Source organism: Streptomyces sp. NPDC055099, assembly GCF_053607685.1.
Genome location: NZ_JBSGUA010000036.1, coordinates 25,330 through 38,442, shown reverse-complemented (window position 1 = coordinate 38,442; position 13,113 = coordinate 25,330). Strand labels below are relative to the sequence as shown.

Here is a 13,113-nt window from a genome sequence, read left to right as displayed (position 1 = left end):
GGGCTGAGATTTCCCCGGCTCGGGGAAATCTCAGCCCGGCCGGCGTTCGAGGACGAACTCGGCGGAGCCGGTGGCTAAAGCCAGCCCGCGAACTCCAGCAACAGCTCCGCGTCCTGCTCCCGCCCCACACGGCGGGCCCGTACGCCCGACTCCACGGCGCGGAACAAGGTCCACCCCCGCAGCCGCTCCTGGTCCACGTCCAGGGACTCGGCCAGTTTCTTCACCCGGCGGCGGGTGATCGAGGAGCCCGAGGGCGAGGCGATCAGGTCCTCGACGCGGTCACGCACCAGCCGCGCCAGGTCGAACGCGGGTTCCCCGACCACCGGGTCAGGGCCCACGGCCAGCCACGGCACACGATCCCCCTGAAGCACCTTGCTCTGCCGGAACGTGCCGTGCAGCAGCCGCACCTCCGCGTCCCCGGCGAGCAGCTCCTCCCGAGCCGCGAGCGCCGCGTCCACCAAGGGCGCGACCTCCCCGTCGGCCGACGCCCGCATCGCCGCGGCCTGCCGCCCCGTCCGCTCGGCGACCGTCTCGAAACGGTGGTCCGTGGGCGGCTGGACCCACAGCCGGCGCAGCGTGCCCGCGGCCTCCAGGAGGGCCTTGGCCTCGGGCAGTGAACGGACCGACACGTCGCGGTGCAGCCGTTCGAGGAGGAGCGCTCCGTCCGCGGCGGAGGGGTCCAGGAGCCGGACGGCTCCGAGCCCGTTCCAGTGCGCGAGCGCGGCCCGCTCGCTCTCGGGGCGCGATCTCGGCGGCACCAGCTTCAGCACCGCGGGCGTCTCGTCGGCCTGGCGCACCATGACGACGAGACTGCTGCGCCCACCGGGCACGTGGACCCGCTCGACGGTCAACTCGCGTAGAGCGACGGCCTGTTCGGCTGCCCCGGGCAGCTTCTCCAGCCAGTCGTCGCCGTCCTGCGCCGTCTCACCGAGCGCGGTGACCAGACGCGGGGGCGGTTCGAGAGCCATACGCGAGGTGTTCCCTTCCTGAGCGGAGCAGGGCCCTGCTGACGGACCCTAGGCCTTGGGCGCCGAGGAGCCGGACGTGGCGGCCCGCTCGGCGAGACCAGGGAAGGTTACGCTCCCGCCGCGCCACCGCGCCGCACGGACCGCCGCCTCCCGCAGCGCTTCGGCCGCGTGCGCACGCCGGGTGCCGGTGGCGGCCCGTACGAGATCCGAGTAGACGCCCGCGACCCGCTCCTCCAGCTCCGTCGCGAGCCGCACGGCGGCCGCGGAGTCCGGCACCGCGAACGGCAGCGCGTAGGCGGCCGCCGAGGGCTCGGGCTCGCCGCCCAGGTCGCGCACGGCGCGCTGCAACTCGTCGCGCCGGGCGCGATGCGCGTCGTACGCCGTGCGCGCCTCGTCCCTGCGGTCCTCGCCGATCCGGCCGCCGACGACCCCGAAGCCGTACACGGCGGCGTGCTCGGCACCGAGTGCGGCCTGCACCGCCCGCAACTCGTCCTTGGAATCGCTCACTTGTCGCCCTCCGTCAGCAGATACGCGTGCGCGGCGCCCGATGCCGCCACCGAAGCCAGCAGCCTGGCCAGTTCCGGCGGCGCGTCGAGCAGGTCGTTCCCGCGCCGCTTCGCCAGCTCCCGCTCGGCCTTGGCCAACTCGCGCACGGCGTCCTTCTCGTCCTTGGGGACGGAGGGCTTGCGGGAGGGCGCAGCGGAGGGGGAGGGGGAGGGGGAGCCGGACGCGGCGGCGGGGCTCGGCGACGCGGACCCCTCGGCGAACACCTTCTCGTGCCGCTTCACCTCCGCCCGCAGCGGGTCGAGGCGGGCGGCCAGCGAAGGATGTGCGGCAAGGACGGCGTCGTACCGTCCCAGCAGCTCACCGCTGTCCTTGGCGCTCCGCGCGCGCAGTCGCGCGGCGGCGGACGGGCGCTCGTCCGCGTCCGTGGACGCGGAGTCCGAGCAGCCCGGGAGCAGCACGGCCCCGGCCGCTGCCGCGGTCCCGGTCAGCAGGCTCCTGCGGCGCGGCCCCGAGCGGGCGTGCGAGGGGGTGGGATACGACGGCACGGCAGACGTCCTCGGCAGGAAGGCCAGAAAGGCAGGCAGTCAGAAGGTGGGCGGGCCGGGCGTGAGCCCGGTGATCACCGTACCTGCGGCCTGCCCTCGTACGCGTGAGCGGCTCGGTGCCGGGCTCGGAGCGGGCGGGCCGGGGGCCGTCGGCGGGCGGCAACACCCCTCGGGACCGGATACCCTTTGACCTGACACGCGACGAACCCACAACAGCACACGCGGCCGAGGAGTCACCCGGATGAGCACCACCCAGAGCGAGAGGCTGCGAGAACTGCTGGAACCGCTCGTCAGCTCGAAGGAACTGGATCTCGAAGAGATCGAAGTGGCCTCGGTCGGACGCAAGCGGGTGCTGCGAGTCGTGATCGATTCCGACGACGGCGTGGACCTGGACCAGATCGCCGAGATCAGCCGCGAACTCTCCGAGAAGCTCGACGAGAGCGACGCGATGGGCGACGGGGAGTACACCCTCGAAGTCGGCTCCCCGGGCGCCGAGCGCCCGCTGACGGAGCACCGCCACTATCTGCGCGCCGTCGGCCGCCTGGTGAAGTTCCAGCTCACGGAGGGCGGCGACGAGCTGATCGCCCGCATCCTCGACGTGGACGACGAAGGCATGGATCTTGAAGTACCGGGCGTGAAGGGGCGCAAGCCCACCGCCCGCAGGCTCACCTTCGACGCGATCGCCAAGGCGCGCGTCGAGGTCGAGTTCAACCGCAAGGACAAGAAGGAAGAGGAGGCGTAGCCGTGGACATCGACATGAGTGCCCTGCGGGGTCTGGTCCGGGAGAAGGAGATCTCCTTCGACCTGCTGGTCGAGGCGATCGAGTCGGCCCTCCTCATCGCTTACCACCGCACCGACGGCAGCTTCCGTCGCGCACGCGTGAAGCTGGACCGCGAGAGCGGCCATGTGACGGTGTGGGCGACGGAGGACCCGGCCGACCTCGAAGAGGGTCAGGAGGCCAAGGAGTTCGACGACACCCCGTCCGACTTCGGCCGCATCGCCGCGACGACCGCCAAGCAGGTCATCCTGCAGCGTCTGCGCGACGCCGAGGACGACGCGACCCTCGGTGAGTACGCGGGCCGTGAGGGCGACATCGTCACGGGCGTCGTCCAGCAGGGCCGCGACCCGAAGAACGTGCTCGTCGACATCGGCAAGCTCGAGGCGATCCTGCCGGTGCAGGAGCAGGTGCCGGGCGAGGAGTACTCCCACGGCCTGCGCCTTCGTTCGTACGTCGTCCGGGTGGCCAAGGGCGTCCGTGGCCCCTCGGTCACGCTGTCCCGCACGCACCCGAACCTCGTCAAGAAGCTCTTCGCGCTCGAGGTCCCGGAGATCGCCGACGGGTCGGTCGAGATCTCGGCCATCGCCCGTGAGGCGGGACACCGGACCAAGATCGCGGTGCGCTCGACCCGTCAGGGCCTCAACGCCAAGGGCGCCTGCATCGGCCCGATGGGCCAGCGCGTGCGCAACGTCATGGCCGAGCTCAACGGCGAGAAGATCGACATCGTCGACTGGTCGGACGATCCGGGCGAGATGGTCGCCCACGCGCTGTCCCCGGCGCGGGTCAGCAAGGTGGAGATCGTCGACCTCGCGGCCCGTTCCGCGCGGGTCACGGTGCCCGACTACCAGCTCTCCCTCGCCATCGGCAAGGAGGGCCAGAACGCCCGCCTCGCCGCGCGGCTCACGGGCTGGCGCATCGACATCCGCCCCGACACCGAGCAGCCGCAGGACTCTCAGGAGTCTTGATCAAGACAACAACCGTTCGATTTTTGCCCCAAAGGGGTGAGGTCGGTACGGGGAGGTAGACTTAATCGTGTCTGGCCGGACGCAAGCCCGCGCATGCCCTGAACGCACCTGTGTGGGGTGCCGGGAGCGAGCGGCCAAGAGCGATCTGCTGCGCATCGTGGCGAAAGAGGGCGCTTGCGCCCCCGATCCAAGCGGTACGCTGCCCGGCCGGGGTGCGTATATCCACCCCGTCCCGGTCTGTCTCGACCTGGCGGTCCGACGCAGGGCGTTCCCGAGGGCCTTCCGGGCCCCGGGCCCGCTCGACACGGCGGACCTGCGCCGAGCCGTCGAGACAGTTGCCCAGCAGGCAACACCGTAAGGAAGGTCGCGCGGAACCCCGCGCGACCCAGGTATTCCGCGAGTTGGAAGTAGGTCGAGATTGCGATGAGCACTCGATGAGCACGCGATGAGTACGCCCATGAAGTAGCGACGGTCCGGCGTAACCCGGACCTAAAAGGAGCGAAGTGGCTAAGGTCCGGGTATACGAGCTCGCCAAGGAGTTCGGCGTAGAGAGCAAGGTCGTCATGGCCAAGCTCCAAGAACTCGGTGAATTCGTACGTTCGGCGTCCTCGACGATCGAGGCGCCCGTTGTACGCAAACTGACTGACGCATTGAACACGGGTGGCGGGAACGGCAAGTCCGCCGCCAAGCCCGGGGCGCCGCGCAAGCAGGCCGCCCCCAAGCCGGCGACGCCGTCGGCACCCTCTCCCGCGCAGGCCGCCCGTCCGGGTCCGGCCGCGCCCAAGCCGCCGGCGGCCAAGCCCGCCGCCGCGGCCGACAAGCCCGCGGCCTCCCCGGCCGCACCCGGCCCGCGCCCGGGTCCGAAGCCGCCGACGCCCAAGCCGGCGCCGGCAGCTCCGGCTGCCCCGGCCGCGCCGGTCACCCCGGCTCCGGCATCGCCGGCACCGGCCGCCCCGGAGTTCACCGCTCCGCCGGCCGCTCCGGCCGCCTCCTCGGCGCCGGCAGGCCCCCGTCCGGGCGCTCGCCCGGGTGCCCCGAAGCCCGCGGGCCGTCCGGCCCCCGGCCAGGGTGGTCAGGGCCAGGGTCAGGGCGGTCGTGGCGACCGCAACGACCGTCAGGGTGGCGCTCCGCGTCCCGGCGGCCAGGGTGGCGCTCCGCGCCCCGGTGGCCGTCCGGCCGGACCGCGTCCGGGCAACAACCCCTTCACCTCTGGTGGCTCCACCGGCATGGCGCGCCCGCAGGCGCCCCGTCCGGGCGGCGCCCCGCGTCCCGGCGGCCAGGGTGGCCCCGGCGGTCCCGGCGGCGCCCCGCGCCCGCAGGGCCAGGGCGGCCAGGGTGCTCCTCGTCCGCAGGGTCAGGGCGGCGCTCGCCCCAGCCCCGGCGGCATGCCTCGCCCGCAGGGTGGTGCCCCGCGTCCCGGCGGCGCTCCCGGTGGCGGCGGTAACCGTCCGAACCCGGGCATGATGCCGCAGCGTCCCGCCGCGGGCCCGCGTCCCGGTGGTGGCCCCGGCGGTGGCCGTGGTCCCGGTGGTGGCGGTCGTCCCGGCGGTGCCGGTGGCGGCGGTCGTCCCGGTGGCGGCGGCTTCGCGGGTCGTCCCGGTGGTGGTGGCGGCGGCTTCGCCGGCCGTCCCGGCGGTCCCGGTGGCGGTGGCGGCGGCTTCGCCGGCCGTCCCGGTGGCGGCGGCGGTCGTCCCGGCTTCGGTGGCCGTCCCGGTGGTCCCGGTGCCCGTGGTGGCACGCAGGGTGCCTTCGGCCGTCCCGGCGGGCCCGCCCGTCGTGGCCGCAAGTCGAAGCGGCAGAGGCGCCAGGAGTACGAGTCGATGCAGGCTCCGTCGGTCGGCGGCGTCATGCTGCCGAGGGGCAACGGCCAGGCGGTCCGCCTGTCCCGTGGTGCCTCGCTGACCGACTTCGCCGAGAAGATCAACGCCAACCCGGCGTCGCTCGTCGGCGTGATGATGAACCTCGGCGAGATGGTCACGGCCACGCAGTCCGTGCCGGACGAGACGCTGAAGCTGCTCGCGGACGAGATGAACTTCGTCCTCGAGATCGTCAGCCCCGAGGAGGAGGACCGCGAGCTGCTCGAGTCCTTCGACATCGAGTTCGGCGAGGACGAGGGTGGCGAGGAAGCGCTCATGGCGCGTCCGCCCGTCGTCACCGTCATGGGTCACGTCGACCACGGAAAGACCCGACTGCTCGACGCCATCCGCAAGACGAACGTCATCGCGGGCGAGGCCGGCGGCATCACGCAGCACATCGGTGCGTACCAGGTCTCCTCCGAGGTCAACGGCGAAGACCGCAAGATCACCTTCATCGACACCCCCGGTCACGAGGCGTTCACCGCCATGCGTGCCCGTGGTGCGAAGTCCACCGACATCGCGATCCTCGTGGTCGCGGCGAACGACGGTGTGATGCCGCAGACGATCGAGGCGCTGAACCACGCCAAGGCGGCCGACGTGCCGATCGTGGTCGCGGTCAACAAGATCGACGTCGAGGGTGCCGACCCGACCAAGGTGCGCGGTCAGCTCACCGAGTTCGGCCTGGTCGCCGAGGAGTACGGCGGCGACACGATGTTCGTCGACATCTCCGCCAAGCAGGGCCAGAACATCGAGTCCCTGCTGGAGGCCGTGGTCCTGACCGCGGACGCCTCGCTCGACCTGCGGGCCAACCCGGAGCAGGACGCGCAGGGTATTGCGATCGAGTCCCACCTGGACAAGGGCCGCGGCGCCGTCGCGACCGTCCTGGTCCAGCGCGGTACCCTCCGCGTCGGCGACACGATGGTGGTCGGCGACGCGTACGGCCGAGTCCGCGCGATGCTCGACGACAAGGGCGAGAACGTGACGGAGGCGGGTCCCTCGACTCCGGTCCTCGTCCTCGGTCTCACCAACGTGCCGGGTGCCGGCGACAACTTCCTGGTTGTCGACGAGGACCGTACGGCCCGTCAGATCGCCGAGAAGCGTGCCGCCCGTGAGCGCAACGTCCGCTTCGCCCGCAAGGGCGTGCGGTTCTCCCTGGAGAACCTGGACGAGGCCCTCAAGGCCGGTCTGGTGCAGGAACTCAACCTCATCATCAAGGGCGACGCGTCCGGTTCGGTGGAGGCTCTCGAGTCCTCGCTGCTCCAGCTCGACGTCGGCGAAGAGGTCGACATCCGCGTCCTGCACCGCGGCGTGGGTGCGGTCACCGAGTCGGACATCGACCTGGCGACCGGCTCCGACGCGATCGTGATCGGCTTCAACGTCCGTGCGGCCGGTCGTGCCGCCCAGATGGCCGATCGCGAAGGCGTGGACGTCCGGTACTACTCGGTCATCTACCAGGCGATCGAAGAGATCGAAGCGGCCCTCAAGGGCATGCTCAAGCCGGAGTACGAAGAGGTCGAGCTCGGCACGGCGGAGATCCGCGAGATCTTCCGCTCGTCCAAGCTGGGCAACATCGCCGGTGTCCTGGTCCGGTCGGGCGAGGTCAAGCGCAACACCAAGGCGCGCCTCATCCGCGACGGCAAGGTCATCGCGGAGAGCCTCAACATCTCCGGTCTGCGCCGCTTCAAGGACGACGTCACCGAGATCCGCGAAGGGTTCGAGGGCGGTATCAACCTCGGCAACTTCAACGACATCAAGATCGACGACGTCATCGCGACGTACGAGATGCGCGAGAAGCCGCGAGGCTGATCACGACAGCTCGAACCGGGGCCGGTCGAGGGGAGGTAAATCCCGTCGATCGGCCCCGGCCGTTCCGTGTACGGTTCTTGTGTCCCTGCCAAGTGGTTGGCGGGGCACGACCCCGAACCGGCGGGACATCCGGACACACATGTATGTGGGGACACTGTCCTTCGATCTGCTCCTCGGCGACGTTCGCTCGCTGAAGGAGAAACGCTCCGTCGTCCGCCCGATCGTCGCCGAACTCATCCGGAAGTACGCGGTGAGTGCGGCGGAGACGGGGAACCAGGACCTCCATCGCAGGGCCGAGATCGGCCTGGCGCTGGTCTCCGGGGAGACGGGGCACCTCACCGACGTACTGGACCGGTGCGAGCGCCTGGTCGCCGCCCGTCCGGAGGTGGAGCTGCTCTCCGTTCGACGCAGGCTCCACGGCGACGAAGACTGATTGCACAGCAAGGCGAAGAAGGAGACGGAGCAGTGGCCGACAACGCGCGGGCGAAAAGGCTGGCGGACCTCATCCGAGAGGTGGTTGCCCAGAAGCTGCAGCGCGGGATCAAGGACCCGCGGCTCGGTACGCATGTGACCATCACGGACACCCGGGTCACGGGTGACCTGCGGGAGGCGACCGTCTTCTACACGGTCTACGGGGACGACGAGGACCGCGCGTCGGCCGCCGCCGGTCTGGAGAGCGCCAAGGGCGTCCTCCGTTCCGCGGTCGGCCAGGCTGCGGGCGTGAAGTTCACCCCGAGCCTCACCTTCGTGGCGGACGCGCTGCCGGACAACGCACGGGCCATCGAGGACCTCCTCGACAGGGCCCGGATGTCGGACGAGAAGGTGCGCGAGGTGTCCGCGGGCGCCGAGTTCGCCGGCGGGGCCGACCCGTACCGCAAGCCGGAGGACGAGTCCGCCGACGACGCAGAAGAAACGGACGGCGACGCCCGCGCATGAGCAGCACCGGCAACAAGACGCCGGACGGACTTGTCATCGTCGACAAGCCGTCCGGCTTCACTTCGCATGACGTGGTCGCCAAGATGCGCGGGATCGCCAAGACCCGCCGCGTCGGCCACGCGGGCACCCTCGACCCCATGGCGACGGGCGTTCTCGTCCTCGGGGTCGAGCGGGCGACCAAGCTCCTCGGCCATCTCGCGCTGACGGAGAAGGAGTACCTCGGCACGATCCGGCTCGGCCAGAACACGGTCACGGACGACGCCGAGGGTGAGTTCACCTCGTCCGCCGACGCCTCGGGCATCAAGCGGGACGCCATCGACGCGGGTATCGCCAAGCTCTCCGGCGACATCATGCAGGTGCCGTCGAAGGTCAGCGCCATCAAGATCGACGGCAAGCGGTCGTACGCGCGGGCACGCGAGGGCGAGGACTTCGAGATTCCCGCCCGGCCGGTGAAGATCTCGGCCTTCACCGTGTACGACGTCAGGGACGCCGTCGCCGATGACGGCACCCCCGTACTCGACCTGGTCGTCTCCGTCGTCTGCTCGTCGGGGACGTACATCCGGGCCCTCGCCCGTGACCTGGGCGCGGACCTCGGGGTCGGCGGCCATCTGACGGCACTGCGGCGCACCCGCGTCGGGCCGTACAAGCTGGACGCGGCCAAGACCATCGACCAGCTCCAGGAGGAGCTGACGGTGATGCCGGTGGCCGACGCCGCCGCTGCCGCGTTCCCGCGCTGGGACGTGGACGAGCGGCGGGCGAAGCTGCTGCTCAACGGCGTACGGATCGAGATGCCGGGGGAGTACGCCGGAGTCGGCGCCGTCGCTGTCTTCGATCCGGAGGGCCGGTTCCTGGTCCTGGTCGAGGAGCTGAAGGGCAAGGCCAAGAGCCTGGCCGTCTTCGCCTGAGCCGGATCTCGTCTCCGTACGGGGAAGCCCCCACGAGAGATTTCCGTCGTGGAGCGGCGGCAGCTGTGCGCGTGGCCGCCTGCCGCTCCACGACGAATCCCCCCCACCTCAAGATGTATCCACCGCGCCCCGCCGATTCACCCCTTTGGGCAGGCGCTCGGAGTGAACCGAGGGAGCGGAAGGGGGCGCGTTCGTGACGCGTTCTGTCCCGCTGATCACCGCCGACCTACCGTCGAGAGGGACGGGGCGTCGCGGGAGGTTCGGGCATGGCGGGACAGGGCGACCCGACGGTGCTCGACGGTGCCCTGGTGCGGATCTGCGATCTGGCCGGGCGCCCGCGGGGGATGGGCTTCGCCGCCGACGACCACGGCACGGTGATCACCAGCCATGAGGCCGTCGACGGCCTCGCACGGCTCGTGCTGCACGCGGCGGGGGAGCGTGTCTGCGTGGTGGCCGCCGACGCCGTGGTGGCCCTTCCCGAGGCAGATCTGGCCCTCGTCCGCACCGAGGGCCTCGGTCTGCGACCGCTCCCCGTCACGGTCCGCGAGACCGTTCCCGTAGGCGCCTATGTACGGATCGTCGCGCGCGGCCCGCGCGAGGCGCGGGTCCTGGGGCCGGCTTCCGTGACCTACACGGCGACCGACCGCTTCCACCTCCTCGACGCCGCGATGGAGCTGGCGATCGGCACGGACGGCGCGGACGCGCTGCGGCTCGGCGGCGGGGCGGCCGGTGGCCCGGTCGTCGACGCCTCCTCGGGCGCCGTGCTCGCCGTCCTCGGCACCGCGCTGCACGGCGAGCACAGCGCGGCCGGGTTCGCCGTGCCGCTGCGGGAGGCCGCCGCCGCCGACCCGGGCGGTCCGCTCGCCGAGCTCCTCGCGCGCAACGCGGCGACCGTTCCCGCGTACGGCTGCGACCTCAACCTGGCGGGCGCGCTGCACCTGGCGGCGACATCGGTGGGCTCCGACGGCCCGCGCCCCGCCCTCCTCGAACCGGTGGAGCGCCCGGACACCACAGAGGAGTTGGCCCGTTTCACCTCGGGGCCCGCGCAGGTGCTGGGCCTGGTCGGCGACCCCGGTACGGGCCGGACGACGGAACTCGCCGCCCTCGCCGCGAGCCGTGCGCGAGGCGCCGAACCGGCGCCCACGCTGTGGCTGCGCGGCGCCGATCTGCAGGGCACGGACACCGGCGTGGGCGACGCGGTGGAGCGGGCGCTCGAACGGGCGGGCCGCATTCTGCAAGCCTCGAACGCGGCGGAGGACTCGCCCGCCGACGCCGCCGACGCCGCCAACGGGCTCGGGGACATCTCGGCGGGGCGGGTCGCGCGGCTCGTCCGGGACGAGGGCCGGGCGCTGCTGCTGTTGCTCGACGGCCCCGAGGAGATGCCGCCGGCCCTCGCGCACCGCCTCGCGCAGTGGAGCGAGGGGACGGCTGCATGGCTGCGCGAGACGGGCGCGCGGCTCGTGGTCGGCTGCCGGGCGGAGTATTGGGAGCAGGCCGGGGAGCACTTTCCCGAGGAGCTCCAGCCGGGGCGTGTGCACCTGGGGGACCTGCCGGAGCGGCAGGCGCGGATCGCCCGTGCGCGGTACGGCATCCCGGACGGCGCGCTCGCCCCCGTCGACGAACGCCACCCCCTGGCCCTGCGGCTCCTCGCCGAGGTGCGGGCGGCCCTGCCGGAGGAGCCGCCGCCGGGCCGCCCCGACCGGGACGCGATCTTCGAGGCCTATCTGGACGTGCTGTGCCTGCGCGTGGCGGTGCGGCTCGCTGCGGCGAACGGACTGCGGGGCACGGCTGTACGGCGCCTCGCGGCGAAGGTGTCCGGCCAGGTGCATGAGGCCGCGCGGCGGTGCCTGGGCCCCGGGCAGGGGGAGCTGGACCGGGCGTCCTTCGAGGAGGTGTTCCCGTGGGGCACGGGCTGGGCATCCGCGGTCCTCACGGAGGGCCTGCTCGTCCCGGCCGGCGACGGCTACCGCTTCGCGCACGAGGAGCTGGCGGACTGGATCCAGGGGATGCACCTGGACGTGGACGGAGCACTGTGGTCCCTGGTCCACAGGCACGGCCCGACGCCCCCGTCACTGCCGGTACCGCGCCATCGGATCGGCCCGGTGGTACAGGCGCTGCTGCTGCTGGGGCGGCAGCGGGGGGCGGGGGAACTGGGGGCACGATTGGGGGAGTTGGGGGAGTTGCGGGAGGTGGCAGAGCCGCGGGGGGTGGCGCCCGCGGGTGGGATGCGGGGCAATCACGTGGGTGGGCGGGAAACACGCCGCGAAGCGGCGAAGGGCCGACCGCCGGGCGAGGGCGCAGCCACGTCCGAGGCGAAGGGCTGGCCGCCGGGTGCCGGTGAGGACGGGGCTGAGGCCAGGGGCCAGGAGGGAGCTGAGGCCAGGGGCCAGGAACACCAGTGGTGGGCCAGGCGCCTCCTGGAGGAAACCCTCTCCCGCGTGGCCGACGCGAAGCCCTACCTCACGCTCCTCAAGGACCTCGCCCGGCAAGGCACGTACCCCGCGGAGTTCTGGCTCGGCCTGCCCCTCACCGAAGACGACCGCTTCGACCTGCTGCGGGACGCGGTGATCCACGACCCCGCGCCCGGCGCCCCGCAAACCCGCAGCCTCGACGCGGTGGCCGAACTCCTGGCCACCGCGCCCGCGAAGGTGCAGCCACAACTGACCCGCTGGTTCACCGACGAGCGCCCCCTGGAAGCCACCCCGCACGCGACGGTCGCATCCGCCGCCCAGGCCCTGCTCCACACCCACCGCCACCGCGCCATCGACGACCTCACGGAGACCCTGGTCGACTGCGCCCACCCCCGCGCCGACGAACTGCTCGCCGCGCTCGCGGAGGAGGAGCCCTCGGCCATCTGCCGGGCCGTCGACCGCTGGGTTAACGACACGCGCCCCGCCCGCCAGGTGGCCGCCGTCGCCTACGGCCTGCGCGCCGCCCCGCACGCGCGCACGGACGCCGACCGCAGGCTCCTGCGCTACACGGCCTTCGCCCTGCTCGCCCGCACCGCCGACGACTCCCTGCACGGCGCCGCCCTCGCCCTCCTCGTACGCGACCCCCAGACCCGCGCCCGCCACCTGCGGCCCGCCCTGAAGCGCTTCACCGGCGGCGACCCGCAACTGCCCGCGAGCGCGCTCGTCACCGCCCTCGACACCCACCCGGAGCAGGTGCTCGCCGCTTTCCGGACCCGGCTGTACGGCCCCGGGCCCACCCCGGGTGACGTACTGCGCGCCCTGGCCGACGTGACGGCGCCCGACCTCGCCCAGCGCGTCACCGATCTCGTACGCGACGTGCTGGAGCTGCGCCCCGACCTCGCGGGCCACGTGGCCGCCTACCTCGACCTGCGGTTCGAGCAGGGGACCAGCGTCCGTGCCGTCCTGCTCCCACTGGTGACCGAACTCCTGCGCAACCGCCCGCCGGCCGTACGCGCCGCGCTCGCCACAGCCGTCGCCGCCCCCGGGACCGACGCCTCGCACGCCCTGCGCAGCGAACTCCTCGAAGTGCTGCTCATCCAGGAGCGGGAGCCCGAGGTCCTGGACGCGGTGCTCTGCGCGGTGGCGGTCGGCGAGGACAAGGGGCGGGTCCGCGAGCTGGTGCACCGCACCGGCGTCCTGCTGGTCCGCACGCCGGAAGGCGCGACCTGCTTCGACCGGCGCCTGGTCGAGCTGGCCCGCTCCGTGCCGGGCTTCTCCACACTGGTCGCCCGGTGGATCTGCGAGGCCCCTCAGGACTGGTCCGCCCTCGTCGGCCCCAGCTCCCGCCGCATGATCGAGAACCTCGCCGGAGTACGTGTCCCGGCGTGACCCCCGCCACCCCCTCCGATGCGATCCCGATGGCACGGGCATGGCAG

Annotated in this window: 11 protein-coding genes; 8 read left to right on the top strand and 3 right to left on the bottom strand. The window is 72.6% G+C overall.

What is annotated here, in order from left to right; translation table 11 throughout:
- Window positions 1-74: 74 nt before the first annotated feature.
- From ACWFRU_RS40675 to ACWFRU_RS40665, 3 genes are read right to left on the bottom strand one after another with little or no spacing between them, the layout of a single operon-like run.
- On the bottom strand, window positions 75-968 hold the full coding sequence (locus ACWFRU_RS40675) for an aminoglycoside phosphotransferase family protein (RefSeq protein ID WP_453693642.1): 894 nt from the start codon (window positions 966-968) through the stop codon (window positions 75-77).
- Between the two features lie 48 nt (window positions 969-1,016).
- The gene (locus ACWFRU_RS40670) at window positions 1,017-1,475 is read right to left on the bottom strand and encodes a ferritin-like domain-containing protein (RefSeq protein WP_453693640.1); all 459 of its coding nucleotides are present in this window, start codon (window positions 1,473-1,475) and stop codon (window positions 1,017-1,019) included.
- Window positions 1,472-2,020, bottom strand: coding sequence for a hypothetical protein (locus ACWFRU_RS40665; RefSeq protein ID WP_453693638.1), 549 nt, complete (start codon window positions 2,018-2,020; stop codon window positions 1,472-1,474). The genes ACWFRU_RS40670 and ACWFRU_RS40665 overlap by 4 nt, the downstream gene beginning before the upstream one ends.
- Window positions 2,021-2,261: 241 nt before the next feature.
- Here ACWFRU_RS40665 and rimP point away from each other — a divergent pair, with 241 nt between their 5' ends.
- From rimP to ACWFRU_RS40625, 8 genes are all read left to right on the top strand, one after another.
- A complete protein-coding gene (gene rimP, locus ACWFRU_RS40660; RefSeq protein ID WP_453693636.1) occupies window positions 2,262-2,762 on the top strand; it encodes a ribosome maturation factor RimP in 501 nt (166 codons plus the stop codon).
- Window positions 2,763-2,764: 2 nt separating this feature from the next.
- Window positions 2,765-3,763, top strand: a complete 999-nt coding sequence (gene nusA / locus ACWFRU_RS40655) for a transcription termination factor NusA (protein WP_453693634.1) — start codon at window positions 2,765-2,767, stop codon at window positions 3,761-3,763.
- A 67-nt stretch (window positions 3,764-3,830) separates the two neighbouring features.
- Window positions 3,831-4,121, top strand: coding sequence for a YlxR family protein (locus ACWFRU_RS40650; protein WP_160507520.1), 291 nt, complete (start codon window positions 3,831-3,833; stop codon window positions 4,119-4,121).
- A gap of 145 nt (window positions 4,122-4,266) precedes the next feature.
- Window positions 4,267-7,425, top strand: a complete 3,159-nt coding sequence (gene infB / locus ACWFRU_RS40645) for a translation initiation factor IF-2 (RefSeq protein ID WP_453693632.1) — start codon at window positions 4,267-4,269, stop codon at window positions 7,423-7,425.
- 139 nt (window positions 7,426-7,564) lie between these two features.
- Window positions 7,565-7,858: a DUF503 domain-containing protein gene (locus ACWFRU_RS40640; protein ID WP_249587396.1), complete on the top strand. Its 294-nt coding sequence runs from the start codon at window positions 7,565-7,567 to the stop codon at window positions 7,856-7,858.
- Between the two features lie 32 nt (window positions 7,859-7,890).
- On the top strand, window positions 7,891-8,361 hold the full coding sequence (gene rbfA, locus ACWFRU_RS40635; protein ID WP_453693630.1) for a 30S ribosome-binding factor RbfA: 471 nt from the start codon (window positions 7,891-7,893) through the stop codon (window positions 8,359-8,361).
- Window positions 8,358-9,266, top strand: coding sequence for a tRNA pseudouridine(55) synthase TruB (gene truB / locus ACWFRU_RS40630; RefSeq protein ID WP_453693628.1), 909 nt, complete (start codon window positions 8,358-8,360; stop codon window positions 9,264-9,266). Before rbfA ends, truB begins: the two co-directional genes overlap by 4 nt.
- A 266-nt stretch (window positions 9,267-9,532) precedes the next feature.
- Window positions 9,533-13,066: a trypsin-like peptidase domain-containing protein gene (locus ACWFRU_RS40625; protein WP_453693626.1), complete on the top strand. Its 3,534-nt coding sequence runs from the start codon at window positions 9,533-9,535 to the stop codon at window positions 13,064-13,066.
- Window positions 13,067-13,113: the final 47 nt, after the last annotated feature.

Bases quoted from the DNA above. Each gene is read 5' to 3' on its own strand.
- ACWFRU_RS40675 (WP_453693642.1), bottom strand. From the start codon at position 968: ATGGCTCTCGAACCGCCCCCGCGTCTGGTCACCGCGCTCGGTGAGACG.
- rimP (WP_453693636.1), top strand. From the start codon at position 2,262: ATGAGCACCACCCAGAGCGAGAGGCTGCGAGAACTGCTGGAACCGCTC.
- ACWFRU_RS40640 (WP_249587396.1), top strand. From the start codon at position 7,565: ATGTATGTGGGGACACTGTCCTTCGATCTGCTCCTCGGCGACGTTCGC.
- truB (WP_453693628.1), top strand. From the start codon at position 8,358: ATGAGCAGCACCGGCAACAAGACGCCGGACGGACTTGTCATCGTCGAC.
- ACWFRU_RS40625 (WP_453693626.1), top strand. From the start codon at position 9,533: ATGGCGGGACAGGGCGACCCGACGGTGCTCGACGGTGCCCTGGTGCGG.